Genomic DNA, 26,304 nt, shown 5'->3' with positions numbered 1-26,304 from the left:
ATGGTTCTGATTGAAACGGTTACTGATCCTCCCATGGGAATTGTCCTGTTTCAACATACCTGATGATTCCCATTTGGTTTTGAGGATCAGAAAACATGTTTTGATTTGCAGTTAAAGCGGTGGCTTTCGCACGACTGACTTGATGATCAAGTGAGCTCATAAACTGTTTATAATGTGCGATTCCTTTTTTATTCAGCCTCCGCAAACGCAATAAATGCTTTCTCAGCAGCACGTCACTTTCAGCATCATAAGCATCTATTAACCCCCATTCACTGGCTTCCTGAACGGAAATCGGCTTTGTCATAAGCGTCATATAATGCGCTTTCTGCCGGCCGATACGGTGGATCAGAAACGGTAAAACACAAGCAGGGTACAGGCCGAATAGCAGCTCAGAGAGACTGAATGACGCCGTCTGATCAGCAATGGCAATATCTGTGGCAGATACAAATCCAATACCGCCGGCATTCACTTTTCCCCTGACATGCGAAATCGTGACATAAGGGCCGGTCTGCAATTTCAGCCACAAATCATAGAGAGGCTCTTGGGAGCTTGCCTGTTTTCTGCCCCTTTTCATTTCCTGATAGATTTCTTGAAAATCAGCTCCAAAACAAAACACCTCGGGAAGCCCCTCTAAAACGACAACCGTCACCGTTGATGTTTCACATTGATTTAACACTTGCAAGCATTCTTCTATCAGCGTGTCATTAATCGTATTATTCGCTTCAGGACGGTGAAAGGTAATATAGCAAACCGACGCTTGAAAGCGGACCTTTATCGTTTGATAGGTCACGAGATCCACCTGTACTTCCGATGAAACTCAGAAATTTCTTCTAAAAACAAGCGCGGCTTCTCTTGAGTGGACTGCATGATACCCGGTATCATCTCAAAGTCCAGCTTTACATTGCGCGTCCCAAACCGCACCATCCCGCTCCCCTTAAACAATAGCTCATACTCTTCCATGGAGAGCTGATACCGGCGATCCAAATGCTTCTCAATACCAAATGTTCGCTGACGCTCCTGGCCTTGCGGAGTTGTAATTCCGCTGTAGAATTCAGAACAGCAGCCGGATCCGTAGGAAAAACAGCCAATTCGTTTAGGCGAATCAAACCTCCCTTGGTCTATCGTGCTGGCTAATGCCAGAAACAAGGCTGCCCCCATAATATTTCCAACTCGTTGACAGTAGTTTAACCCTGGTTTTACCCGAGTTAAAAAATCCGTCTCAATCCCGGATGTTTTCACCTTCGCTACCCTACGCATCATTGTCCGGTGCGCGCCTTTCACCATCCCGCCAAAGGGCGTATGGTAAGCAAGATATTGAAACGTGTCCTGATAATTGGCACCCGGTACACGCTTTTGATATTCCAGAAAGGTCTGTTCGCAGCAATCCAAATATGACATTAAAGACAGATCAGAATCTCCCGCTTCACTGTCGGGAATGGGGCGGCACGTGTCCATCACTTCATAGCCGTAATAACCATTTGCTCCGGGATCTATCTGAAACACCTCGGGATTTTCGCCAACTAAAACGGCCACCGCTCCCGCTCCGGCGCTCGGTTCCGCATAAGACCAATCTTCGCTTAAAGCGTCTCCGCCCTCAGCGATTAAAAAACGTGAAATATCACTGGCGATAACCAGTGCTTTGGCACCCGGAGAAGTCTGGGATAATATAAAATTCACCGCCATCTGAAATCCCGCTGTCCCTGAATAACACGCCTGTTTAACCTCAAACAAACGGCAGTTGCGGTTGAGACCTAAATATTCATGGATATATGTACTTAACGATTTCCCAAAGTCGATCCCGGATTCAGAGCAAGTGATCAGCAATTCAATCCGGTCCTTCTCTGCTTCAGATAAAGCATCAATAATCGGCTTAGCTGCATTGACTCCGAAGGTCACGGGATCTTCATAAGGCAGTGCTACCGCTTTTTCTTTCATTAATAAGTTTTCAAATCTCGCAGTATCTAAGTGTCTGTATTTGGCCAGCTCCATGACATCAAGGTATGCCGTTCCGCCAAAGACATTCATCGCTTCTATTCCGGCTGAAACCATTTATGATTCGCCTCCACATTTCTCAATGTTTTGTATACAAACCGCGGTGTTCATTCCGCCAAACCCCATGCTTAAGCTCAGCGCATTTTTGATGCGGTATGAAATCGATTTCTCATTTACCCAATGAAAGGAATCATCGATTGGATGATCCAAATTCCTGCTCGGATGCAGGGCAGATTTTTTCATTTGCAGCAAAACAGAAATAATCTCTACGATGCCCGCCGCACTAAGCCCGTGTCCGGTTATCGATTTTGTTGCATTGATATAAGCATGGGAAAGCCGGCATGCACGGAGCGCCTTTAATTCTATTTCATCTCCAATAAAAGAGCCTGTTCCATGAGGATTAATATAATCAATATCTTCTGGTAAAAGCCTGGCACGCTCCAGTGCCTTCTGGATGACATGAATCTCTCCTTCTAATGAAGGATCAGGATTCCGGTTTCCGTCCAGTTTGATTGACCAGCCAGACAATGCTGCATAAGGTTTTAGACCTCTTCGTAAAGCCGTCTCCTTTCGTTCTATTACCAATGCACCGCACGATTCTCCATAGATAAACCCGTCTCTGTTTTGATCGAAAGGACGGCACGCATTTTCAGGTTCATCAGCATATTTGTCCGTCCCCATAGCGCCTAAAGCCCTTAGCGCCTCGCATTCCATATAAGAAAGATCCATTAAAGCACCAAGTGCTATGCAAGTATCAACTTCGCCTGACAGGACTTGCTGAATCGCATGAATGACTGCTAACTGGCCGCTGGCCGAAGCTCCTCCCACCGTATATGCTAATCCCGTGATGCCAAACTGATCTGTACATATCCCGCAAAGATCGCTGTCCATGAAAGACAGACCATACGCCGGAGAAATAAAACCGGAGCGGTCTTGATACCTTTCATAAACTTCAAAGTTTTCTCTCTGTTGAAAATTTGATCCGCCAACAACCAGTCCGATACGTGAGGAATCTGCATCGTCCAATTCAGCCTCCTCCCAAGCCTCTGTGAGAGTTACCAATGCAGCGCGGCTGGAGAATGATGCTTTTCGCAACATTTTTTTAGAGAGTCGGTCAGGATAAGACAATGACGCAATTTCGGCTCCGATAAACCGGCTGTCTTTTTGTCTGCCTGAACGCTTCATGACATCAAAGGCATGTCTGCCGGACAGCAGCGAGGAAGCAAAGTCCTCTTTCCCTTGACCGATAGAGGCCGTAACGCCTACACCGGTCACCACCACCTCAGGCAGATTGCACTTTGTCATAAAGCACCTCAGCTAATTCACCGATGTTTTTCACCCCGGATAGCTCAATGCGAGGGATTTTTAACGATAAATCCTCTAGCACCATCGTGATAATTTCAGCTCTGTCTACAGAGTCAGCTCCTAGCTCAACTAACTGATCTTCAGGCTCAAATCTGTGTCCGTCTAATTCAGGGAGCACCTCGCAAATATTGGTGATTAGTACTTCAAAGATTCTCTGTTTATCCATAATACGCTCTCTCCTTCGAGGGATTATTTTAATGATTTTTATAGGTGTATTTTCATAATATTCAAACTTTCATTTTTATGTTGTCTGTTTCATGCGACGGCTGATACATCGATTGCATCCGTTCATGAAGCAATACCGCCGTTTCTGTCATTAATTTTTTCCCGATTTCATCCACATGGCGGTTTCGCCAATTTTCTAATTGCGATCCTTTAACCCATTGATTAAAGGCTCCCAGCGCGGGACCGCAGTGAATTTGATAATCAACCTTCGAATGTTCGCTTCCGCTGATTGCCAATTTTGAGCTGTATCTGAAGTACCATCGGAAAATCAAAGCCATTTTATGCTTCGGGTTTTGTTCAGCCTTCTCAATGTCTGCCGCGGGATAATGCAATGCAATATCTTTATATATGTCTTCTATACTGCGTTTAAAGTATTTCTCCTCAAGCTGGGCCAGCATCTTTGCATCCAGCTCACGTATAGACCCATACCGCTGGTACAGTTCATATAACTTGTTTGCCCGTGCGGGAAAGAACACACCTTTCTTTAGCACCTGCACTTTACTGCCCGATTCAAACATATCACCTGCAGGCGCATAGGCTGTATCTTGTACATTCATCTGCTGAAGCAAATCCTTTACTTTATCACTTGTTGCCGCCTCAACCGTACATTGATTGATTGAGCCTGTTAGAATAAAATCAGCTCCTAGCATAAAAGCCGCCATCGCTGCCTCAGGTGTTCCAATTCCTCCAGCTGCACCAACTCTTATTTTTTTCCGGTATTGATATTTTTTCATCATTTCATCTCTTAAAGATGTCATCGCCGGCATCAGGCTGTATGCTACACCGCCATCTGTATGACCGCCTGAATCAGCTTCTACACAAATATCGTCAGCCATCGGAATACACCGCAACAACTCAGCTTCGTTCATAGTGATTTTATTTTCTCCTAAAAGCTTTTGCAGCATATTCTCAGGCGCAGGACTCAGAAATGATTCTGCAACTTCCGGCCGTGATATTTTTGCTATGAGACGATTTGAGCATATAACGTCACCATTTTGATTTCGTTTCACTCCTTTTGCGCGGTACCTTACTAATGCAGGAGTGACACTTAAAAATGCTGAAGCCTCCACAATGCTCACTTGATTCCTCAATAAAAGATCGATCATTTTTTCTTCTGATTCAGTATGTTTCATATTGTGGACCAGATTGATGCCATAGGCTTGTCCTTTCCCTAATTCACCTTGTATAGCATGGATCGCATCTTCAACCTCTTTCAGGCTCAGACCTCCTGTGCCAAAGAACCCCATCATTCCCGCTCTTGACAGCTTTACTACCATTTCTTTCGAAGCAATGCCGCGGTACATTCCTCCTGCAAGATAAGCATATGTAAGATGATAATCTTGTTTAAATTCAGCACTTCCTAAAGATTCTGCCGTAATCCCGGCTTGAACATTCGATTGATGGTCAGCGGCTTCCGCCTGTTCCTTTAGATGCGCACTGATCGCGGGGTTCTTTTTCGGTATATATGTCAATGGTTCAGACTCATTTTTAATCCGATGAATGAGACCGGTTAAAACAGTTCCAGGCCCAATCTCTTCAAACTCCATTTCTCCTCTTCCCATCAGGAAACGAATGCTGTCCGTCCATTTCACTGTGTTGTCCATCTGTTCAGATAATGTATCTTTTAATCTGTCTTGATGGTATGGCTCTGCGTAGACATTGGAGATAACCGGGATCGCCAAAGGTGCAAATTGGAATGAGTCAATATATTGCTTAAATACCTGTTTGGCTTCATTCATATATCTGGAATGAAAAGCTCCGCTCACATTTAATGGATGAAACAGCTTTACATCCTTGGTGTTTTCAAAAACAGCCCGAGCTTTTTCAATCTCTTTTTTCGGGCCAGAAATCACAATTTGCCGGGGCGTATTTTCATTTGCCACATCAATGTCATGAAGACGGTGCTCTCCTAAAACGGCTGTAACTTGTTCCTTACTCAGGCCGATCACAGCAGCCATTCCGCCCCCTGTAATTCGTCCCATCAATTCTCCTCTTTTTTTGACGAGCCTTAATCCGGTTTCAAAATCAAAGGCACCGGCTGCCATCAGCGCATTGTATTCTCCTAAGCTGTGTCCTGCCGCAAAATCAGGTTTTCTGCCGGTCTCCTCTACTCTCTTCAAGTAACTAAGTGCATTAACAACGTACAAAGCCGGCTGCGTGTATTCAGTATGATTTACATCCAGATATGATTTTTCGGTACATAGCTTCTCTATTGAATAGCCCAATATTTGATCTGCTTGATCAGTCAAATGCTGATATTGTTCAAATAGGCCTTGTCCCATCCCCTTTTGCTGGGAGCCTTGCCCTGGAAAGACATATGTAATCATCTTGTAAACTTCCTTTCTGGTGTACGGAAATACTCAACCGTATTCAGATTTTTCAGCTCCTGATGAAATGGTGTTATGATTGAGCAGCAACGGTCAGCTGAATCACCCGGAATCAGCTGTTTCACAAAAGCAGCTAAGGTGCCGGATGGCCCTAAATCGATAAACTTGCATGTATGCTGGCTTTCCAAATATCGAATCGCTTCACGAAACATCATTGGCTTTCTGACCGCATTCCAAAAGAAATTCTCGTCCATTACGTGAAGGCAGCTTCCCGTTAAGCTCGATACAATCGGTATTGACGGTTTTTTAAAAGATTTTGATCTTAAAAATTCTGCATAGGCACTCTCTGCCGGATCAATAAGCGAAGAATGAAAGGCATAGGCCACAGGAAGCAGCTGGCAAAGAATCTGCTTCTCCTTTAAATCCTCCATAATCTTCCTTATATGATCTTCTTCACCAGAAATGACGAAGTGCGAATCATAATTGATAGAAATGAGTTCACTATTTCCAAACAGTAGCGGATAATCATTCAGCAATTGCGGTTTGTCCAGAATGGCCACCATTTTTCCTTTATCGCAGGAATTTTGGATGATAATAGCCAGTTCAAGTATGCAATCCAGTATATCCTCTGCGTCTGACACACCAGAAACTGCCGCTGCTGCGAATTCTCCCAGACTTGATCCCAATACGTAATCAGGAGAGATTCCCCTGTCTTCCAAAACCTTATATAAGGAATACTCAATCATAAAAATGGCGGGGTGGGAAAAAAGAATACTGTCAAACGGATCTGACATACGTTTACCTGGATGGTAGATTTCTTCAACAATGGATGTGCCAATTCGCCGTGCTGCAATGTCATCCATTTCAAGCATAGATTGGCGAAACACGGTATTTTCCTTAAATAGTTCTTTCCCCATGTGATAGTATTGGGAACCTTGCCCGGAAAACATAAAAACAAGCGGTTCATTCATGTGTATAACCTTCTTTTTTTATATTTATGACGGCTATTGGATTTCTTATTTCCATGTATGTTGTAAAGCACATAGCAGCGATTGAAATGAAATTAATAAATGGAAAAGACATATGTGAAAAAGTAAAGGAGATTCAACTTGGAAGGATTGCTATTGGTGCTCTGGATGCGGTTCATTTATGATGTGATCGTAGATGTATGTTGATATCTCAAAATTGATGTAACATGATAACAGGATCAGCAAAGAACATCGACTCTATGATTGGTGGGTGAGGTTAAAAAATGGACCATCTAGATGTGGGAGCGATGGTTTGACAGACCGGCTGACATAGTTCAAATGTCTAACTTAATTTATCAGCCTCTTTATGTAACAGTATATAAAGTTATTCAATTAGAAACAGTGTCAATCGAACGATTGAATCTTTAAAACTTTATACCTTAAATGAAAGGAAATCTGTGTTTAGACCTGATTGATGAGGTACACGGCCATAGGGGCAAATGCTTTAGCGGGGCATTGCTTCCGCATCTTTCTTTATGCGATGAATTAACCCAGTTAAAACATTTCCAGGCCCTACCTCCTCAAACTCCATATGGCCTTTTTTCATTAAGTATCTTATGCTGTCAGTCCATTTCACTGAGTGATTAATTTGATCAGCCAGCGTCTGTTTCATGAATTCGTATGTATACGGTTTGGCATACACATTAGAAATAACCGGGATAGACGGAGGCGAAAAATAAAAGGCATGAAGGAATTCCTCGAATTCTTCTTTTGCTTTATTCATGTATCTGGAATGAAACGCGCCGCTTACGTTTAAGGGGAGTACCATTGTAACTTCAGTCATCGTTTCAAAAAGAGATGTGGCTTTTTCAATCTCATCTTTTTTTCCTGAAATTACAATTTGATATGGGGCATTCACATTAGCGATATCAACATCATGTAAATGATATTCTTTCAGAGCCTTTGCAACCTGCTCTTCATTTAGTCCCATAACAGCTGCCATACCGCCGTTGCTTATCAGACTCATCAGTTCGCCTCTTTTTCTGACAAGCTGTAAACCTGTCTTAAAATCAAAGGCTTCAGCTGCAAATAACGCATTGTATTCACCCAAGCTGTGCCCGGCGACAAAGTCAGGTTTAACTTCTTCATCCTTGATTTTTTTCAGATAGCTTAGTGCGTTTACCACGTATAACGCCGGCTGAGTAAATTGCGTTTTGTTTAAATTGGAATAAGGATTTTCCAGGCAAAGACGTTTGATTGAATATCCTAAGATCTCATCTGCCTGATCCGTCAGTTCTTTAAATTCATCGAATAGGCCGCTGCCCATTCCCTGTTTCTGTGAACCCTGACCTGGAAAAACATATGTGATCATTCTCTCAAAGCCACCCTTCCGATTAGTAGATGTGTTTCACTTCTGTATGACTTTATAATAGTGATGACCGGATAAATAGTAGCATGTTCATGTTGATGGTAACCTCTGTAAATATTATCCGTCAAGTTAATTTTTCCTACAGTTTGCTCGATTGTTTTTCTGCTTTTTTCCATTGAGGAATAAAGGATCAGGAGATATAACAGATCATAAGAAAAAAGACCCGGATTACGTATAGGGCGCCATATCATGATAATGCGCTTCATTTTCTTTCAAATGAGTTTTCAAAATAAATAACACCCATCTATGTAATCATTTTCGAAAATAAAAATCATTTAGATATTCGAAGAAAAATAGGATAATAGATTCAGAAGGATTATTTAAAATCAAAAATACCTTTTTGGTTTTTACGAGTGCGAAATTTCACAAAATATTCTTTCTTATCAATTTGAAAGTAAATATTATGCTGATAAAGATCCTTTATCGAATGGCCGGGCAATTTGCCAAATGAGTGACCAGGATACACCCGTACATGGGGTGAAACCTCCGACTTTATTCTTTGAATACTATCAAACATCTCTTCCGCAGAGCTGCCATCATCCTCACATATGCCGCACCCTTCTGTAAACACCGTATCTCCGGTAAAAATACTCTCAGAAAACAAATAACACATTCCGCCGGCTGTATGCCCCGGTGTGAGAAGGCATTGTGCTCTTGTGTTTCCTATGCTGATTGTCTGATGATCATCTAGGCTAATTAAATTTCTGCATCGGAATTGATAATAATCAATTTCTTTTTTTGACATATAAACTTGAGCGTTAAACATCTTCGTCAGCGGGTCTACCAGATTTACATGATCATAATGAGAGTGTGTCAATGCGACTGCCTTTAATTCCGCTTCGAGTTCAGAAAGTGTAGTGGTTATCTTACTCAATTCCCATGAGGGATCAACAACAATTGCAGATCTGCTTACAATATCTTCAATGATATAGCAATAATTCGTCCAGCCCTGATACCTTGTTTTAATTGGATGCACCTTGTAAGTAAGATTCATTTATACCATCCCTATCATGTAAAGTTCTTAAACGATGGACCAGTGTTCACCCCTCAGTCCGTCTTTCATTCCACTTTACCAAACAGCATGATTGTTTTCCATTTTTTTCAGAGATCCTTGTTCTTTGAAAATAAAAAAGCGACTCTCTTGGACGCATGCCCAACAAGAATCGCTTTTCGCACTAGTGCCTTAAGGATGTCGTTTTTGTGTCTCACGTGTATCTTCCACGCAAATTGACTCTACATGCTGCATAATGACCCGCTTGATTCGGTCTTTATTCACGCGCACAGGGTCAAGCATGGCATGTAAAGCCAAGCCGTCAACAAGCGCGTAAAGTCTCTCAGCTTCAATGTCTTTATCAGCATTCTGCTTCAGTAAATCGGATTCATCTAAATAGGCAATCAGATTCCGCATGCCGCTGAAAATCCCGTCATGATTCGCATCAAACATATCCTTTTTATGTCTGGCGTAAGCAGTAAAAGCAAACCAAACCTCCATCTCTCTAATCGTTTCTTCATTCGTTGGGACCATTTCAAGCAAAATTTGCAACACTTTTTTCTTAGGGAGCAAATCCCTCACTGCAATGTCCTTAATTCGGGCCGTCACCTTTTCTTGGACAAGTTTCATTGCAAAAGCAAGCAATTCATCCTGTGTAGAGAAATAATGGCGCAGCGCACCTAATGACAATCCTGCTTCCTTTGCAATGTTCCTGGCTGATGCTCCCTCCATCCCTCGTTCTAAAATGACGCGCCACGTTGCTTCTGCAATTTGTTTTCTTCTTTTCTCATGGTCAATTTGTTTTGGCATAGCTTTATTGTAACAAGAAAAAAATGAGAGGGCAATTTTTATAATACAGTTGTGTTACAAAAACAAAGATGATAACATATTATTAAAATAATACAACTGTATTGAAAAGAGGGAAATGGATTGAACGGTATCGCATGGATGATTGTTTTCTGTGAAATTGCGTTTTGGGTTGTCATTGTTTTGGGGCTTGCTGTACGTTACGTATTCAAACGACATACATTAGGACTACTATTCCTTGGCTTAACTCCAGTTATCGATTTGATTTTGTTAGCGGCAACTGGTGTGGACCTTTACCGCGGAGCCTCAGCGACCGCAGCCCATGGGATTGCAGCTGTTTACATCGGTATATCGATCGCTTATGGAAAACAAATGATTCAATGGGCAGATGAAAAATTTCAATATTATGTGACAAAAAAAGGCGCAAAACCGCTGAAACGTTTTGGAATGGACCATGCCAAGCACGGTGCGAAAGGCTGGCTAAGACATGTGCTGGCCTACTTAATTGGTGCGGGACTATTGGCAGGGATGATCTATTTTATCAATGACTCTGCCCGAACCGAGGCGTTGAGCGGCATTCTTAAACTGTGGTCTGTCATTATAGGCATTGACTTTCTCATTACAGCCAGCTATTTTATTTGGCCAAAAAAAGAGAAAGCTTCGGCGAATCTCAGGAGTTAACATGATGAAAAAGGCCTTTCCCTAGTGGAAAGGGCCTTTTTTGGTTTTGTTAAAATATGCTATACTATTTTCGTTAGAAAATAGACTTATAGATATTTTGGGCTGATTCAAGGGTGCTGTTTGTATGAGTAAGCAGGTGAAGGGAGTGTCATACTTGAACCAAAAAGAACAGAACGAGCACTCTAAAGATTTTAACCTGAGATCAAAATTAATCGGAATTGTATCTATCACTTTTATCGCGGCCATTGCGCTTGCAGTCATCTTCGGCGGCTTTTTCTTCGGGATGAAAGGCTTATTCTCCATACTTGGCATCACATACGCTTCCAATCAAACATTAGCTTTATTTATTTTAGCCTGCTTTGCTGTAGGATTAATCATAGACCCACTCACAAAGATTATCTCTATCATTTTGGCAAAATCACTTTCATTGAAAAAGACTGCACTTTTTGCTTTTATACTGTATTTTATCAGCAATCTTATAACGATCTGTTTTGCAGATTACTTTATGCAGTCTATTTATATTCCAGATGTCTTGCTTGTTGTGATATCAGCTTTCATGGCTATCATTGAACTTGCTTTTGATAACCAGCCTAATAGAGAAGCAGCTTAAAGCCGATGGCAGATATGGAAAATTCATAACACCCTATATTTGGACATCACCAGTTATATAAACGAAAAAATCTCCCTGTTCACACGAACAGGGAGCAAAACACAATGTTGTAATTTAAATTCTGCATTCTAAAATGATTCTCACATTTGGATCATCAAGTTCATCCAAAAAGATAATGATCTTCGGACCACATGCCATATGTTTCCACCTCCTCACCCAAAATATACATTAATCCCAATTGCCTGTAAATGGATATTTTGTTATACGGAGGAACCATGAAGTATAATGCGTTAACACTGCTCACACGTTTACAACCGTTTCTTATAATCTGACACTCGAAGGAGTACAAAAAAAAGCATTGATCCATTCAGAGAATGGATCAATGCCTACCACCCCCGCTACATCACGCGTTTGAACATCTTTTCCATCTCATAAGTGGAATGGTGTATGATGATCGGGCGGCCGTGCGGGCATGTAAATGGGTCTGATGTGCTTCGGAGGTCGTCGAGAAGCGCTTTGATTTCATCGTTTCTGAGGTGGCGATTTGCTTTGATGGAGCCTTTGCAGCTCATCATAATCGCCGCTTCCTCGCGGAGTTTTTTAATATCTATATTTTTGGAGTCGAGCACCTGCTGAATGATTTCTTCTATAAGCTCTGCTTCTTCTCCCTTTGGAAACCAGGCCGGGTGGCAGCGGACGATGTAACTGTTGGAGCCGAATGACTCTAAAAAGACACCGACGCTTTCGAGCTCTTGTTTGTGCTGTTCAATAATCAAAGCCTCATTTGTGGAGTAGTGGAACGTCAGCGGTACAATCATATCCTGCACCTCAGGCTCAACCTCCCCCACCTTTTCACGAAAGTACTCATATTTAATACGTTCTTGGGCGGCGTGCTGGTCGATAATATACAGGCCGTTTTCGTTTTGTGCCAATATATAAGTCCCGTGCATCTGGCCGATCGGGTACATAATCGGAACCCGCTCAGACGCTGGCTGCTGCTGTTCCTCATGGCATTCCTGCTCAAATGTTTCAGGCAGTTCTTCTGAAACATCGGACACCTCAAGGGTTTGTTCCTGATCAACGATAGGAGGAGCATCAAATTGGTGAGGAGGCAATTCTTCCTCCGTATCAACCGGCTCTTTCACGACTGAGCTGAGCTTCATTGGTGAATAAGATGGCGCATGCGCTTTTTCCGGTACTTTTCTTTCCGGAGGCTTTTCATCAAAGGTTATGAACTGCTGCTCATTTTTGATAACAGGTGCCGATTTTTTCGGAAGCTGGGCACTCGGAATCAGCTGCTGCTGTTTAAATACATCTTTAATTCCGTCACGAATTAAGTCATGAAGCTCTGTTTCCTTGCTGAGCCGGACCTCAAGCTTCGATGGATGCACATTGACATCGACTAAAATCGGGTCCATCGTAATTTCTATAAAAGTAATCGGATGGCGTCCGATCGGCAGAAGCGTATGATAGCCTTCATGAACCGCTTTGACGAGCGGGAAATTTTTAATGTAACGGCCATTGACCACAGACGACATATAGTTTCTCGACGCCCGTGTAATCTCTGGGAGAGCGATATATCCCTTTACTTCAAAATCTAAGGAGCTCACATGCAGCGGAAGCATTTTTTTGGCGACAGCCGTGCCGTAAATCGCTGCCAGTACATGGCGCACATCTCCGTTTCCGTTCGTTTGAAGCAGGTTTTTCCCATGATGGCGCAGGCGGATCGATACCTCTGGATGCGCCAGAGCAATACGGTTAACCACGTCTGTAATGTTTCCAAGCTCTGTATGAACGGTTTTCATATATTTCAAACGGGCCGGTGTGTTAAAAAACAGGTTGGAAACGACAATTTCAGTTCCCTTCCTGCTTGAGGAACGCGATTCGGAAATGATGTTTCCTCCTTGGAGGACGAGCTTCGTCCCAGCTCCTTCACCAGTGCTTGTTGTAATCTCCAGATGAGAGACTGACGCGATACTCGGCAGGGCTTCTCCCCTGAAACCGAGCGTTCTCACCCTGAATAAATCATTTTCATCTTTTATTTTACTCGTTGCGTGGCGGCGGAAAGCTCTCTTGCAATCTTCATTCTCCATTCCTTCGCCGTTATCCAAGACCCGAATGGATGCAAGGCCTGCTTCCTCAATATCGATTTCAATGACTGTGCTGTCAGCGTCGATCGCATTTTCCACCAATTCTTTGACGACTGAGGCGGGCCGTTCCACAACCTCGCCCGCCGCTATTTTATTTGAAAGCTCATCTGACAGCTGGATGACTTTTGCCACATTCATCACCCCGTTTTAATGTAATTTCTTTTGCAGCTTGTACATTTCATTCATCGCTTCAAGCGGTGTCATATCCAGTATATTAAGTGATTTGAAAGCATCGATCACTTGCTTTTCTTTTTTTGAAAGCTTTGGTGTTTCAGCCGGCTTTTCCGCTTCGTCAAAAAAGGACAGCTGTGCCGGCTCCTCTTTCACCTGAGGTTTCTGCACCGGCACTTCCGGTTTGTTTCCTGAATGCTCAAGCTCTTTTAAAATATCTTGGGCGCGCGCAATCAGATCTCCCGGCAGTTCGGCAAGCTGAGCTACATGGATACCATAGCTTTTATCAGCCGCACCTTCTTTAATTTGATGAAGAAAGACAACCGTTCCGTTATATTCTTCAGCGCGAACATGAACGTTTTTCAGCTGGGGCAGCTTGTCCTCAAGAACGGTCAGCTCGTGATAGTGTGTGCTGAACAGCGTCTTGGCGCCGATATGATCGTGAACATATTCAATAATCGCCTGTGCCAGCGCCATGCCGTCATAAGTGGACGTTCCCCGCCCGATTTCATCAAACAGAATGAGGCTGTTTTTCGTCGCGTTGACAATCGCATTTTTCGCTTCAAGCATTTCTACCATAAATGTACTTTGTCCGGAAATCAAATCATCTGCAGCGCCGATTCGCGTAAAAATTTGATCGAAAATCGGAAGCACCGCTTTTTTCGCGGGTACAAAGCAGCCGATTTGCGCCATAATGGAAATGAGCGCGATTTGTCTCATATACGTGCTTTTCCCTGACATGTTTGGACCTGTAATGAGAAGCATTTGTCTGTTATCGCCCATCATACAGTTGTTCGGGACATATTCCTGGCTGTCCATGACTTTTTCAACAACCGGGTGTCTGCCTTCAATCACTTCGACTTCATCTTTAGAGAACTCTGGTTTCGTGTAGTGGCGATTTTCACTGATTGTCGCAAAGCATTGCAGTGCGTCCAGCTCGCTCATCTGTTTTGCAAGCTGCTGCAGCCGCGGAATATACTGCTTCACTTTCTCGCGCAGCTCGGTAAACAGCTCGTACTCCAGCTCACAGATGTTATTTTCCGCCTCTAAAATGAGCGCTTCTTTTTCTTTTAATTCAGGTGTAATGTAGCGCTCTGCATTGGTTAACGTCTGCTTCCGCTCATAACGCCCTTCCTCAAGCAAATGCAAGTTTGCTTTAGTCACTTCAATGTAATAACCGAAAACTTTATTAAAGCCGACCTTTAAAGAGCGAATGCCTGTGTATTCCCGCTCCTGCTGTTCCAGGCGGGCAATCCAGTCTTTTCCGTTTCTGCTTGCATCACGATATTCATCAAGCTTTTGATTATAACCATCTTTAATCAGGTTCCCTTCTTTTACCGATAAAGGAGGGTTTTCGTACAGCGCTTCTTCCAGCAGTTCAAGTACATCCCCGCAAGGGTCAATGCGCTCTGCACGTTCCTTGGCCTTGTCATGAGCCAGTGAAGCAACCAGCTGTTTGATGCCAGGAACTTGCTTTAACGATTCCTTCAGCTGAATCAAATCCCGGGCATTGACATTTCCGAATGCAACGCGGCCAGCAAGGCGTTCTAAGTCATATACTTCTTTTAAACGTTCACGCAGATCTTCCCGTTCAAAGAAATGGGACATCAATGTTTCTACCATTTCTTGGCGCTCTTCGATTTGATTGACTCTGATAAGCGGCCGGTCAATCCACTGTTTAAGCAGCCGGCCTCCCATTGCCGTTTTTGTTTCATCCAGCAGCCACAAAAGGGAGCCTTTTTTATTTTTTGAACGGATCGTTTCGGTCAGCTCCAGATTACGCTTTGAGTACAAATCAATTTTCATCGCTTCCTCAAGCTCATACACCTGCACGGGCTGAAGATGATCAAGGCTGCGCTTTTGGGTTCTTTTCAAATACGTATATAAGCGCAGAAATGTTTTTGTTATATCTTCATTATTTAAGTGCTCAATGATCGTTACGTGTTCGTCTGTTTCTCCGTCTTCAATTGAAATCGTTGCACCGCACCGCTCTCTCAGCTGTGCCACTGTATCGGCATCCAAGCTTCCTGAAACCACGATTTCCCGTGCGCCGACTGAATAAATTTCTGATATGACGTCTTCAAGCCGTTCAATCAAAACAGCCAAATTTTCTCCCGTTGTTAAATCAGACAGCGCAAGTCCGTATCCGTTCGAGCAGGCTGAAACAGATGCGATAAAATTATTTTCCGACTCATGGATGCCTTTGCCGTCCATTACAGTTCCGGGCGTAATCAGCTGAACTACTTCTCTTTTCACAACGCCCTTTGCGGCTTTCGGATCTTCCGTCTGTTCACAGATCGCCACTTTATATCCTTTTTTAATAAGCTGTTCGATATACGCGGAAGCAGAATGATACGGCACACCGCACATCGGTATTTTTTCAGCCGCACCGCCGTCTCTGCTCGTTAACGTAATTTCCAGCTCTTGTGACGCTTTTTTGGCGTCCTCAAAAAACATTTCATAAAAATCACCCAGGCGAAAAAATAAAAAGGCATCCTGGTGCTCTGCCTTTATTTTTAAATATTGCTGTATCATAGGCGTATAACCGGCCATTGTTTAATCCCTCACTATGTATCAACGTTTCTATTTTCCAACCTTCATTATAACATAAACAAAAAGTGATAAAAGAATGATATATCAATATAAAAAAGAGACTTGGGGGTACTGTCTCCCCTAGTCCCTTTTTTATTCTTCAGGATCTCCCACTAAAAACTCCGGGTTGATGTCTTCAAGCTCTTCATCAAGCTCATCTTCCCAATCTTCCTCGTCATCCTCTTCCCAGTCAGGATTGACCTCAACAACTACCTTTGTTTCCCCTACCACTTCCGCCAAAAATTCTCTTTCTGCCTGCACAACGATTTTATTTCCATTCGGCGAAATGGTCACTTCAAGGCAGTTTGGCTGCTGAAGCACTTTGGCAATCACTTCATGCTCATCATCTAAGTAATTATTGTCTCTGTATCTGAGTTTAATGACATCTACGTATTTTACCCGTTCTGTGACAACCTCTGTCTTTGTGTTGTCCGCGTAAGAGTACCATACGTTTATATCATAATACCCTTCAATCTCTACCGTTTTTCCAATTTTTTCAGCGTCATACTTGTGGTTAATAATCCAACCACCCAAAATGCTGCTCGGTTTTTTCTCAGGCGAGATGGTGTTGGTGCATTGGGTGAATTTTCGGCCTTTCGCTACTACTGCCTTCGTAATAATTTCCCTGTATTCAGACATTCCGGCATGCCTCCTTGTTCTTCTTCGTGTTATCTTATGCTGGGCATTTGTCTAGTGTGCATTTTTATAAATAAAATATAAAAATACAAAGTTTCTGTTCCATTGTATGCAGGGGTGCCTAGAAACTTTACTTATAAGTGCGATAAAGTTTATACGCGGCTGAGCACAGAAAAACCAATTGAACATTTGGTACATAGATTATTTAGTTCATTTTTAACCGCACAAATGATAAAAAAACACGGGCCTGTAAAGGCACCGTGTTTAGAGAGAACAACTGTTATTTGAATGCTTCACCTTTGAACCGGTTTCCCCTTTCAGCAGGTCGCCTCCGGTTGATGTGATGATTTCATTTGTGACTTGGTTGGAAATGGTGTGTGCAACGAGCTGCAGTAGGTCATTTACTTCCATCTGCGAGTCTCTGAATTCCTGGATAACAGGAATCTCTTCAAGCTCTTCTTGCAGCGCGTCAATTTTTGCTTCTACTTGTTTGAGCGCTTCATGCTTTTCATAATGCTTCAGATTGACAGCCTGCTTTTGCAGGGCTTTAATCTGATTAACGATTGTGGACACTTTGTCATTCTCATTGATTTGCGCTTCAGCCCGTTTGAAAAAATCAACCTCTTCTGTTTCAGAAATCATTTTTGCAAGGTTTCGTGCCTGCTGCACAATGTCTTTTTTTGAGTAGAGCGTCATCTTATTTCACCTCGATTGCTTCTCCTACCATTTCTCCGTCAAGCGACCATGTTTTCGCTTGCTGGATTTTCACGCGGACGATTTTGCCGATGGCTTCCTTCGGCCCTTTAAAATTGACAAGCTTGCTTTTTTCAGTATAGCCGGCAAGAATATCAGGGTTATTTTTGCTTTCACCTTCAACTAATACTTCGACAACCTTGCCTTCGTATTCCTTCATTTTTTTAGCAGAAATTTCATTCACCAGCGCGTTCAGACGCTGCAGGCGTTCTTTTTTCACACGCATCGGTACATTATCTTTCATCTTAGCAGCCGGAGTGCCCTCACGCGGAGAGTAAATGAACGTATAGGCGCTGTCAAACTCCACTTCACGGTATAGAGAAAGCGTTTCTTCAAACTGTTCGTCCGTTTCATTTGGAAATCCGACGATAATGTCCGTTGTCAATGAAGCGTTTGGCATTGCTTCTTTAATTTTTCGCACCAGCTCCATGTAACGCTCTCTGTCATATTTGCGGGCCATCAGCTTGAGAACTTCTGAGCTTCCTGATTGAACCGGAAGATGAATGTGATCAAGCAGATTTCCGCCTTTTGCCAGCACTTCAATGAGGCGGTCGTCAAAGTCGCGCGGATGACTCGTTGTAAAACGGATTCTCGGGATATCGATTTTTCTCAGTTCATCCATCAAATCACCAAGTCCGTACGTCATATCTTCAAAGTCTTTTCCATACGCGTTTACGTTTTGGCCTAACAGAGTAATTTCCTTATAGCCTTCACTTGCGAGCCTTCTCACTTCCTGAATGATATCCTCAGGGCGGCGGCTTCTTTCTTTTCCGCGTGTGTAAGGCACAATGCAATACGTACAGAATTTGTCACAGCCGTACATGATATTGACCCAGCCCTTAATTTTTCCATTTCGGACTTTCGGAAGGTTTTCAATAACGTCCCCTTCCTTAGACCAAACTTCTACAACCATTTCTTTTGAAAGGTATGCTTCTGACAAAAGCTCCGGCAGGCGATGAATGTTATGCGTTCCGAAAATCATATCGACAAACGGATGTTTTTTCAAAATACGGTTCACGACTGATTCCTCTTGGGACATACAGCCGCACACGCCTAAAATCAGATCGGGATTGTTTTTTTTCAGTGCTTTTAAGTGCCCAAGCTCACCAAACACCTTGTTCTCAGCATTTTCACGGATTGCGCATGTGTTTAACAAAATGACATTGGCATCGTCAACAGAGTTTGTCGCTTCATAACCTAGCGCCATAAAGATCCCTGCCATAACCTCTGTATCGTGTTCATTCATTTGGCAGCCGTACGTACGGATATAGAACTTTCTTCCGTCTCCCAATCCTTTAAATTGTTCAGAAATTTTAAAGTCATTATGATAAGTAACGGCTTCCTTGCCTCGTTTTTTCGCGTCTTTTAAAGAAGGCGGAATGTAAACAGCTTCAAAGTACTTGCTGTAATCCTTCTCGGATTTTTTGTCCGATGGATTAACTTGTCCGCTCTCTAATTTTTGTTTTTCATTCATGTCATATTTTCTCCTTTCAAACCAAACTTCCTCCCTTCAGTATAAAGGTTATTGAAGCTCTGCACAACTGGCAACCTATCATTGTACACTCATTGAGAATAATAATCAATAAGGAATCAAAAGAGGAAGAGTAAACTCTTCCTCTTGTTACAATAGCTGGAGCTCCTTTGCCGTCTTTTCGATGACATCAAGCGCCTGATCCAGTTCATCTTTGGTGTGCTCTGCTGTTATAATCGTGCGAATTCTGGCTTTTCCCTTTGCTACAGTCGGGAAAACGATACTTTGGGCAAAAACACCGTGGGAAAGGAGCTGATCTGAAAATTGCTTTGCCACACCTTCATCACCTATTAAAATAGGAAGAATCGGCGTTTCACTCTTCGTGAGAGTCAGGCCCATTTTCACAAGCATTGCTTTAAAATAGGCAGTATTCTCCCATAAGCGCTCCATATGCTCCGGCTCTTCAAGCAAGACATCAATTGCTTCCATACAAGCTGCAGTGACAGCCGGCGGATGAGATGTGCTGAATAAAAATGGACGGCCTTTATGGCGCAAATAATCGATCAGCACCTTTGAACCTGCAGCGTAGCCGCCGAGCACTCCGATTGCCTTGCTTAATGTTCCGACCTGAATATGAACTCTGCCGTCAAGGCCGAAGTGATTCACCGTTCCCCTGCCGTTTTCGCCAAGTACTCCGGATGCATGGGCGTCATCCACCATCACAAATGCGTCATATTTCTCAGCAAGCTCTACAATATCAGGCAGAGGAGCTATGTTGCCATCCATGGAAAATACGCCGTCTGTCACAATCAGACGCATCCGATAATTCATTGACTTTCTCAGCACCCGCTCTAAATCACTCATATTGACGTGCTGATACACCTTTTTATCCGCCTTTGTCAGTCGAATTCCGTCAATAATAGAGGCATGGTTCAATTCATCTGAGATGACAATGTCCTCTTTTGATAGAATACTTGAAAGTACGCCTTGGTTTGTTGTGAAGCCTGATTGGAATACAAGTGCCGCCTCCGTTTTTTTAAAGGCTGCCAGCTTTTTCTCAAGCTCTTGATGCATTGTAAATGTACCGGCAATCGTTCTCACTGATCCGGTGCCGGCTCCATACTGCTGAACGGCCTCCTGTGCGGCGTTGATGAGTCTAGGATGTGAAGTGAATCCGAGGTAATTATTAGAAGATAGCTGAATGACTTTTTGGTGATTCACTGTGACAGATGGGCCCTGCATAGATTCAAGCTGTTTTATGTCTTGCCATGTATGGTTTTCTTTCATACTATCAAGCTCTGCTTTTAAAAACTCAAATTCCTTCGTCATGTTTATCCCCCTTTATGGAATTAAAATTACTTTTCCGCACTGCCCGCTTCTCATCAGTTCGAAACCTTTTTCAAACTCCTCTAACGGAAATTGATGGGTAATAACAGGTTCAAGATCGATCACGTTTGAACTGATCAACTGAGACACCTGGCGCCATGTTGAAAACATTTTTCTTCCTGTGATTCCTTGGATGGTAAGCCCTTTAAATACCACTTTATTCGTCAAATCAATTGTCACCGGATGTTCCGGCAAGCTGAGAATATGAAATCTTCCGCCATTTGCAGCCATCGCAAGACCTTGGGCAATCGCTGAGGGATGGCCCGACATCTCACAAACAAGATCTGCTCCTTCCCCACTCGTTAAAGCGCTTACAATTTTGAGCGGGTCTTCTTTTTCAATAGAAACAGTACAAGTCGCGCCCATTTGTTTTGCAAGCCTCAGCCTGTATTCATTCTTATCAATCGCTATCACCTGAGAAGCTCCTGCTGCTTTTGCAACCGCAACAGCCATAAGACCAATCGGTCCGCATCCAATGACTGCAGTCGTTCCTCCTGCAGGCTGGCACTCGAGTACGGTATGAACTGCATTTCCTAAAGGCTCTTGAATGGAAGCAATCGACGGGTCCATATCAGCGGGATTTCTCCAAATGTTATCAGCTGGGACTTTTACATACTCTGCAAAACAGCCTGCCGTGTCCACTCCGATTATAGCAGTATTGGTACACACATGAGATTTTCCTGTTAGGCAAGGGACACATTCACCACAGACAATGTGTGTTTCCGCAGACACATACTCTCCCACTTTTACACTAATGACATTCTCTCCCACGTCCTCTACGATGCCGCTGAACTCATGGCCGAAAACATAGGGTGTTTTGATTCTCTGACGTGCCCATTGATCCCAATTATAAATGTGGACATCCGTGCCGCATATGGAAGCGGCTTTCACTTTTATGAGGACTTCATGTTTATCAATCTCAGGAATGGGAACTTCAGTCAGCACAGCACCGAACGCCCCGTCCTTTTTCATTAGAGCTTTCATCTTTCCACTCTGCATGTACAATCCTCCTTGAAAAATTCTTGTTATATTCGGATTGTACCATGATATGGAATAAGCGTAAACAGCACTGTCTTCTCCAGAAGGACAAAAGTATCTGTCTTGAAAAATGAGCGGAATTTTTTTTGAAACGTTTTAGCTCATTTCTGATTTTGTATATTCGCTCATTTATGTGCTAAAAATACTATTGGGAGAAAATATCACAATAAATGAAAAACAACCTGTTTGCATTACGCAAACAGGTTGAGAATGCTTTATTTGTTTTTAGCGAGGCTCCACGATTAATTTAATCGCTGTTCTTTCTTCCCCATCGATTTGAATATCTGTAAAAGCCGGAATACAAATCAAATCAACGCCGCTAGGCGCCACAAATCCCCTGGCAATCGCCACAGCTTTTACAGCCTGGTTTAATGCACCCGCTCCGATCGCTTGAATCTCGGCGGCTCCTCGCTCTCTCAACACGCCTGCAAGCGCACCTGCCACTGAATTTGGACTCGATTTTGCTGAAACTTTTAAGATTTCCATTTCTGCTCCCCCTTAGTTTTACAATGGATAAGTGAGTGTTCATTAGAACAATCATTATTAGATGTTGCTATCCAAAAAGCCATCCCCACAATGCTTTTCAAAAATAGCGGGCTACCTTCCATTTTTACTATATTCACTAAGGAGTTGCTATATTCCTGCTTTTCTTTTTAATATTTTTATAAAATAACCATATGTTCAACTATTCAAAGAACATGTGATCATCGTTGATTAAAATACGCTCAATTTTCACGGCTTTTTTCGTTTGATCGTCAATGTCAATGACAACTCCGCTGAGCGTTGTTTTTCCTTCAGCGACAGTAAACCGGACTGGAAGGTTCGTTTTGAATCGCTTAATAATCGTCTCTCTGTCCATCCCCAGTATACCGTCATACGGGCCAGTCATTCCCACATCAGTAATATATGCCGTTCCCTTCGGCAAAATGCGGTTATCCGCTGTTTGCACGTGTGTATGAGTTCCTACTACAGCCGACGCCCTCCCATCCGTGTACCAGCCAAGTGCGAGCTTTTCACTTGTCGCTTCGGCATGAAAGTCGATAAAAATGTACGGTGTTCTTTTCGCAGCTTCTGCGATCAATTCGTCCGCTTTTAAAAACGGGTCATCAAGCGGCGGCAAAAACGTACGTCCCTGCAAATTAATGACTGCTAGTTCTTTGCCGTTTGCTTTCACATATGTGATCCCTTTCCCCGGTGTTCCTTCAGGAAAGTTTGCCGGGCGAACCAAGTTCGGAACGTCATCTATAAAATCAAATATTTCTTTTTTGTCCCATGTGTGGTTCCCCATTGTGATTGCATCTGCGCCGGACTGGATTAAGCTGTGATAAATTTTTTCCGTCAGGCCTTTTCCATGTGCGGCGTTTTCACCATTAATAATGGTAAAGTGAGGCTTATATTTTGTTTTTAGCTTTGGTACATATTCTTTGACCATGTCACGGCCCGGTGAACCGACAACATCTCCGATAAATAAAATTCTCATTTTGTAAATCCTTTCTTCTTGAAAATTCCTTGCCGTCAAAAAAATAAAGTGATGCTTAGCGCATCACTTTATTTTGCATACTCTACGGCTCGAGTCTCTCTGATTACTGTCACCTTAATATGACCTGGATAATCGAGCTCGTCCTCAATTCGCTTGCGGATATCTCGCGCCAGTCGATGAGCCTCAAGATCATTAATTGAATCCGGCTTCACCATAATACGCACTTCGCGTCCAGCCTGAATGGCAAATGATTTTTCAACACCTTCGTAGGACTCAGAAATTTCTTCGAGTTTTTCAAGTCTTCGAATATAATTCTCGAGCGTCTCACTTCTTGCGCCAGGTCTTGCAGCGGAAAGCGCATCTGCTGCAGCTACCAGCACAGCGATAATGGAAGTCGGCTCCTCATCCCCGTGGTGTGATGCAATACTGTTAATCACGACTGGGTGCTCTTTATATTTGGTCGCAAGCTCTACCCCGATTTCAACGTGGCTTCCTTCTACTTCATGGTCAATTGCTTTCCCGATGTCGTGAAGAAGACCCGCACGTTTAGCAAGCTTTGCGTCTTCACCAAGCTCCGATGCCATTAGACCGGCCAAGAATGCGACTTCCATGGAATGCTTAAGCACATTTTGACCGTAGCTTGTACGGAACTTTAAGCGGCCGAGGATCTTGATGAGATCTGGGTGGAGGCCGTGAACGCCAACCTCAAATGTCGTTTGCTCACCCATCTCACGAATATAGTCATCGACCTCGCGGCGAGATTTTTCAACCATTTCTTCAATCCGTGCCGGATGAATACGGCCATCCTGAACGAGTTTATCAAGAGCAATTCTGGCTGTCTCACGTCTGATCGGATCAAATCCGGAAAGAATGACAGCTTCAGGCGTATCATCAATAATCAGGTCAATTCCTGTCAGCGTTTCAAGCGTACGAATGTTACGCCCTTCCCGTCCGATGATACGTCCTTTCATCTCATCATTTGGAAGATTGACAACTGATACCGTTGTTTCGGCAACGTGGTCCGCTGCGCAGCGCTGTAAGGCGAGTGAAAGAATGTTTTTCGCTTTCTTATCCGCCTCTTCTTTCGCACGGTTTTCAGTTTCTTTTGTCATGATGGCGATGTCATGTGAAAGCTCGTTTTCAACCCGCTCAAGAATGATTTGTTTTGCTTCATCACGAGTCAGACTCGAAATTCGTTCCAACTCTGACTGCTGCATACGAATCATCTCATCCACTTTGCTTTCCATCTCTTCAATATGTTGTTGTCGTTCATTCAGAGAATGATCTTTCTTCTCCAACATCGCTTCCCGTTTATCAATTCCCTCATGTTTGCGATCAAGGTTTTCCTCCTTTTGGAGTAAACGGTTTTCTTGTTTTTGAAGCTCATTTCGTCTTTCACGAACTTCCTGTTCAGCATCTATTCGAAGTTTGTGGATTTCATCCTTTGCTTCAAGCAGAGCTTCTTTTTTCAGTGCTTCAGCATCACGCTTCGCATCTTCAAGAATTTGCTCGGCTGCACCGCGTGCGCCCGCAATTTTCGCTTCGGCAATGGTTTTACGAACAAAGTAGCCAACAACTAAACCGAGTAGAATCAGCAAAATGGAGATGAGAACCATCATAATTGGGGTCATACTTTCACCTCCTCTTGCTATGAACTTGGTTGTTGCTTAAAAAGTGTCGGCATGTACATTGTCTAGTTTTCTCAACATACAGAACCTTCACAGGGAATGAGTGTGTTCATCGCCCTTGTCAAGTTTAAATGGTTTAACAATCATGTTAAAAAAACAAATGTTACAACTTCATTGTAAATGTGTCGGAAATACTTGTCAAGCTTGCCATCTTAACGTTTGCAGGCCAGTCGTCTTTTCACGTTCCGAATGCAATTCATCCAAAAGAAGAACGCCAATCATTCTTGATTCAGAAGCTGGTATATTTTATTGTTCACTTGGCCCAATTTAGCATTATTTTGAATGTTTGAGAACAAAATAACAATGGTTTGCCCAGATTTGCTAAAGCTGTTCAAGATATTGAAGCCCGGCATAACACCATGGTTTGAATAGCTTCCGGGAGCAACATAAAATCCCATGCCGTATGTGGAGCTGCTCCCTGGCGTAAACATCTTTTCATAGCTATTTTGCGAATACAGTTTTCCGTCTATCAGCGCTTGGTCAAATTTGTACATATCTATAGCGCTCATATAAATATCACCGGCTCCATACAGCTGGGATAGATCAGGTATATACGGTGTAACTGTTTTGCCGCCCTTCATCTTATACCCGACAGCAGGATAAGGTTCTTTTTCATATGTTTTGTAAAAGCCTGCATGCGTCATTCCCGCAGGTTTAAAAATATGATTCTTTATGTACTGTTCATAGGACTCACCGCTTACTTCAGCAATAATATAAGCGAGAACAGAATAGTTGGAATCCTTGTAGTCCCATACGCCCGGCTGACGTTTGATTCCCTGCAGTTCTATGTCTTTTATTAAATCGTCCGGCGTAATGGCGCCGTTTCCTTCAATATGTCCGTTTATCCCCGATGTATGTGTAAGCAGATTCTTCAAAGTAATCGTTTGTCCGTTAGGAAAGTGAGGTAAATACGTACTTACCGGATCACTTGTCTGAAGTTTCCCCTTTTCCTCTAGCTGCAAAATAGCAGTTGCAATCAGCGCTTTTTGTGATGAACCGACATAAAAAGATGTCAATGGATTATTTTGAATGTAGTGTTTACGGTCAGCATAGCCAAAACCTTTATTTGTTACGATTTCTCCATTTCTGACAATCATGGCTGTTCCACTGAAACCGATTTCTTCTAAATAATTGCTGATTTTTTGATTTCGATCCACTGTTTTGATTTGTTCCTCTGATTTTTTGGCAGTTTTCTTTTTGACCTCTTTTTTCTGATCGGTATTTGAAACCGCTGCAGTTTCTTGAGATGGTTCGTTTTCTTCACTATTCCGATGAAGAGCATTCCAAATCGTAATGCAAACCATCACTGCTAAAAGACCAAGCAACAGTTTTCCTCTTTTATTTAGTTTTCTCCGTCTGCGTTTCGCAGTTCTTCTGCGGGTTGGGCTTGTCATTCATTTTTTCCTCCCAAAATAAATTCCATTTTGCACACGTTTTGTTAGACGAATAAAGCCATAAAAAAGTTGTCAAAAAAAGCAATATTTTTATCATTTTTTTGCAAAATACAAAAAAGCTGAGTTTTTCACTCAGCCTTTTGTATCATT

At 42.9% G+C, this 26,304-nt stretch carries 23 protein-coding genes; 2 read left to right on the top strand and 21 right to left on the bottom strand.

Annotation, left to right across the window (positions count from 1 at the left end):
- Positions 1–19 precede the first annotated feature (19 nt).
- From NYE20_RS09545 to NYE20_RS09500, 10 genes are all read right to left on the bottom strand, one after another.
- A complete protein-coding gene (locus tag NYE20_RS09545) occupies positions 20–799 on the bottom strand; it encodes an enoyl-CoA hydratase/isomerase (RefSeq protein ID WP_072173348.1) in 780 nt (259 codons plus the stop codon).
- Positions 787–2,049 (bottom strand): polyketide biosynthesis 3-hydroxy-3-methylglutaryl-ACP synthase PksG, encoded by a 1,263-nt coding sequence (gene pksG / locus NYE20_RS09540; protein ID WP_032725729.1) that lies wholly within the window; start codon positions 2,047–2,049, stop codon positions 787–789. The genes NYE20_RS09545 and pksG overlap by 13 nt, the downstream gene beginning before the upstream one ends.
- Complete coding sequence (gene pksF, locus NYE20_RS09535) at positions 2,050–3,297, bottom strand: polyketide biosynthesis malonyl-ACP decarboxylase PksF (protein ID WP_003245287.1); 1,248 nt, start codon at positions 3,295–3,297, stop codon at positions 2,050–2,052.
- The gene (locus NYE20_RS09530) at positions 3,275–3,523 is read right to left on the bottom strand and encodes an acyl carrier protein (RefSeq protein WP_003231809.1); all 249 of its coding nucleotides are present in this window, start codon (positions 3,521–3,523) and stop codon (positions 3,275–3,277) included. Before NYE20_RS09530 ends, pksF begins: the two co-directional genes overlap by 23 nt.
- Positions 3,524–3,584: 61 nt before the next feature.
- The gene (gene fabD, locus NYE20_RS09525) at positions 3,585–5,909 is read right to left on the bottom strand and encodes an ACP S-malonyltransferase (protein ID WP_049140050.1); all 2,325 of its coding nucleotides are present in this window, start codon (positions 5,907–5,909) and stop codon (positions 3,585–3,587) included.
- The gene (locus NYE20_RS09520; RefSeq protein WP_161621585.1) at positions 5,906–6,880 is read right to left on the bottom strand and encodes an acyltransferase domain-containing protein; all 975 of its coding nucleotides are present in this window, start codon (positions 6,878–6,880) and stop codon (positions 5,906–5,908) included. The genes fabD (NYE20_RS09525) and NYE20_RS09520 overlap by 4 nt, the downstream gene beginning before the upstream one ends.
- A 502-nt stretch (positions 6,881–7,382) precedes the next feature.
- Positions 7,383–8,249, bottom strand: coding sequence for an ACP S-malonyltransferase (gene fabD, locus NYE20_RS09515; protein ID WP_161621584.1), 867 nt, complete (start codon positions 8,247–8,249; stop codon positions 7,383–7,385).
- Positions 8,246–8,512 (bottom strand): hypothetical protein, encoded by a 267-nt coding sequence (locus NYE20_RS09510; RefSeq protein WP_021479265.1) that lies wholly within the window; start codon positions 8,510–8,512, stop codon positions 8,246–8,248. The genes fabD (NYE20_RS09515) and NYE20_RS09510 overlap by 4 nt, the downstream gene beginning before the upstream one ends.
- 110 nt (positions 8,513–8,622) lie before the next feature.
- Positions 8,623–9,300 carry an MBL fold metallo-hydrolase gene (locus NYE20_RS09505; RefSeq protein WP_029726478.1) on the bottom strand — a complete coding sequence of 226 codons (678 nt, stop codon included), beginning with the start codon at positions 9,298–9,300 and terminating at the stop codon, positions 8,623–8,625.
- Between the two features lie 189 nt (positions 9,301–9,489).
- Complete coding sequence (locus NYE20_RS09500) at positions 9,490–10,107, bottom strand: TetR/AcrR family transcriptional regulator (RefSeq protein ID WP_015715907.1); 618 nt, start codon at positions 10,105–10,107, stop codon at positions 9,490–9,492.
- 120 nt (positions 10,108–10,227) lie between these two features.
- Here NYE20_RS09500 and NYE20_RS09495 point away from each other — a divergent pair, with 120 nt between their 5' ends.
- Together NYE20_RS09495 and NYE20_RS09490 are read left to right on the top strand one after the other, a co-directional pair.
- Positions 10,228–10,785 (top strand): hypothetical protein, encoded by a 558-nt coding sequence (locus tag NYE20_RS09495; protein ID WP_161621582.1) that lies wholly within the window; start codon positions 10,228–10,230, stop codon positions 10,783–10,785.
- Between the two features lie 154 nt (positions 10,786–10,939).
- Positions 10,940–11,395 (top strand): regulatory YrvL family protein, encoded by a 456-nt coding sequence (locus tag NYE20_RS09490; RefSeq protein WP_003231830.1) that lies wholly within the window; start codon positions 10,940–10,942, stop codon positions 11,393–11,395.
- Positions 11,396–11,793: 398 nt separating this feature from the next.
- On the opposite strand, the gene mutL is transcribed toward NYE20_RS09490, so the two are convergent.
- The 11 genes from mutL to NYE20_RS09435 all read right to left on the bottom strand — a co-directional run bounded on the left by mutL (position 11,794) and on the right by NYE20_RS09435 (position 26,154).
- Positions 11,794–13,677 carry a DNA mismatch repair endonuclease MutL gene (gene mutL / locus NYE20_RS09485; protein ID WP_021479271.1) on the bottom strand — a complete coding sequence of 628 codons (1,884 nt, stop codon included), beginning with the start codon at positions 13,675–13,677 and terminating at the stop codon, positions 11,794–11,796.
- 15 nt (positions 13,678–13,692) lie between these two features.
- Entirely contained in the window at positions 13,693–16,269 is a 2,577-nt protein-coding gene (gene mutS / locus NYE20_RS09480; RefSeq protein WP_003231832.1) for a DNA mismatch repair protein MutS, read from the bottom strand.
- A 132-nt stretch (positions 16,270–16,401) separates the two neighbouring features.
- Positions 16,402–16,947: an outer spore coat protein CotE gene (gene cotE / locus NYE20_RS09475; RefSeq protein WP_003231833.1), complete on the bottom strand. Its 546-nt coding sequence runs from the start codon at positions 16,945–16,947 to the stop codon at positions 16,402–16,404.
- Positions 16,948–17,208: 261 nt separating this feature from the next.
- Positions 17,209–17,640 carry a regulatory iron-sulfur-containing complex subunit RicA gene (gene ricA / locus NYE20_RS09470; RefSeq protein ID WP_003231834.1) on the bottom strand — a complete coding sequence of 144 codons (432 nt, stop codon included), beginning with the start codon at positions 17,638–17,640 and terminating at the stop codon, positions 17,209–17,211.
- Between the two features lies 1 nt (position 17,641).
- Positions 17,642–19,171, bottom strand: a complete 1,530-nt coding sequence (gene miaB, locus NYE20_RS09465; RefSeq protein ID WP_014664026.1) for a tRNA (N6-isopentenyl adenosine(37)-C2)-methylthiotransferase MiaB — start codon at positions 19,169–19,171, stop codon at positions 17,642–17,644.
- 147 nt (positions 19,172–19,318) lie between these two features.
- A complete protein-coding gene (locus NYE20_RS09460) occupies positions 19,319–20,497 on the bottom strand; it encodes a glycine C-acetyltransferase (protein ID WP_014664025.1) in 1,179 nt (392 codons plus the stop codon).
- 12 nt (positions 20,498–20,509) lie between these two features.
- Positions 20,510–21,553: an L-threonine 3-dehydrogenase gene (gene tdh / locus NYE20_RS09455; RefSeq protein WP_128747111.1), complete on the bottom strand. Its 1,044-nt coding sequence runs from the start codon at positions 21,551–21,553 to the stop codon at positions 20,510–20,512.
- A gap of 264 nt (positions 21,554–21,817) precedes the next feature.
- Positions 21,818–22,078 carry a stage V sporulation protein SpoVS gene (spoVS, locus tag NYE20_RS09450; RefSeq protein ID WP_003154135.1) on the bottom strand — a complete coding sequence of 87 codons (261 nt, stop codon included), beginning with the start codon at positions 22,076–22,078 and terminating at the stop codon, positions 21,818–21,820.
- 199 nt (positions 22,079–22,277) lie between these two features.
- On the bottom strand, positions 22,278–23,072 hold the full coding sequence (gene ymdB / locus NYE20_RS09445; protein WP_003245138.1) for a 2',3'-cyclic-nucleotide 2'-phosphodiesterase: 795 nt from the start codon (positions 23,070–23,072) through the stop codon (positions 22,278–22,280).
- Between the two features lie 68 nt (positions 23,073–23,140).
- Positions 23,141–24,703, bottom strand: coding sequence for a ribonuclease Y (gene rny / locus NYE20_RS09440; RefSeq protein ID WP_003221010.1), 1,563 nt, complete (start codon positions 24,701–24,703; stop codon positions 23,141–23,143).
- A gap of 275 nt (positions 24,704–24,978) precedes the next feature.
- Positions 24,979–26,154, bottom strand: coding sequence for a serine hydrolase domain-containing protein (locus tag NYE20_RS09435; protein WP_032725712.1), 1,176 nt, complete (start codon positions 26,152–26,154; stop codon positions 24,979–24,981).
- Between the last annotated feature and the right edge of the window lie 150 nt (positions 26,155–26,304).

Origin of the sequence: Bacillus sp. FSL R5-0416 (genome assembly GCF_037975425.1) — a bacterium.
Classification (GTDB): domain Bacteria; phylum Bacillota; class Bacilli; order Bacillales; family Bacillaceae; genus Bacillus; species Bacillus subtilis.
This window is presented reverse-complemented; position numbering and strand designations above follow the sequence as displayed.

Coding starts and splice junctions, on each gene's coding strand:
- fabD (WP_161621584.1), bottom strand. CDS start 8,249: ATGATCACATATGTTTTTCCAGGTCAGGGTTCACAGAAACAGGGAATG.
- spoVS (WP_003154135.1), bottom strand. CDS start 22,078: ATGGAAATCTTAAAAGTTTCAGCAAAATCGAGTCCAAATTCAGTGGCA.
- NYE20_RS09460 (WP_014664025.1), bottom strand. CDS start 20,497: ATGACGAAGGAATTTGAGTTTTTAAAAGCAGAGCTTGATAGTATGAAA.
- NYE20_RS09505 (WP_029726478.1), bottom strand. CDS start 9,300: ATGAATCTTACTTACAAGGTGCATCCAATTAAAACAAGGTATCAGGGC.
- rny (WP_003221010.1), bottom strand. CDS start 24,703: ATGACCCCAATTATGATGGTTCTCATCTCCATTTTGCTGATTCTACTC.
- pksF (WP_003245287.1), bottom strand. CDS start 3,297: ATGACAAAGTGCAATCTGCCTGAGGTGGTGGTGACCGGTGTAGGCGTT.
- NYE20_RS09520 (WP_161621585.1), bottom strand. CDS start 6,880: ATGAATGAACCGCTTGTTTTTATGTTTTCCGGGCAAGGTTCCCAATAC.
- ymdB (WP_003245138.1), bottom strand. CDS start 23,072: ATGAGAATTTTATTTATCGGAGATGTTGTCGGTTCACCGGGCCGTGAC.
- NYE20_RS09435 (WP_032725712.1), bottom strand. CDS start 26,154: ATGACAAGCCCAACCCGCAGAAGAACTGCGAAACGCAGACGGAGAAAA.
- NYE20_RS09510 (WP_021479265.1), bottom strand. CDS start 8,512: ATGAAGCGCATTATCATGATATGGCGCCCTATACGTAATCCGGGTCTT.
- NYE20_RS09530 (WP_003231809.1), bottom strand. CDS start 3,523: ATGGATAAACAGAGAATCTTTGAAGTACTAATCACCAATATTTGCGAG.
- pksG (WP_032725729.1), bottom strand. CDS start 2,049: ATGGTTTCAGCCGGAATAGAAGCGATGAATGTCTTTGGCGGAACGGCA.
- tdh (WP_128747111.1), bottom strand. CDS start 21,553: ATGCAGAGTGGAAAGATGAAAGCTCTAATGAAAAAGGACGGGGCGTTC.
- ricA (WP_003231834.1), bottom strand. CDS start 17,640: ATGACGCTCTACTCAAAAAAAGACATTGTGCAGCAGGCACGAAACCTT.
- miaB (WP_014664026.1), bottom strand. CDS start 19,171: ATGAATGAAAAACAAAAATTAGAGAGCGGACAAGTTAATCCATCGGAC.
- fabD (WP_049140050.1), bottom strand. CDS start 5,909: ATGATTACATATGTCTTTCCAGGGCAAGGCTCCCAGCAAAAGGGGATG.
- NYE20_RS09500 (WP_015715907.1), bottom strand. CDS start 10,107: ATGCCAAAACAAATTGACCATGAGAAAAGAAGAAAACAAATTGCAGAA.
- cotE (WP_003231833.1), bottom strand. CDS start 16,947: ATGTCTGAATACAGGGAAATTATTACGAAGGCAGTAGTAGCGAAAGGC.
- mutS (WP_003231832.1), bottom strand. CDS start 16,269: ATGGCCGGTTATACGCCTATGATACAGCAATATTTAAAAATAAAGGCA.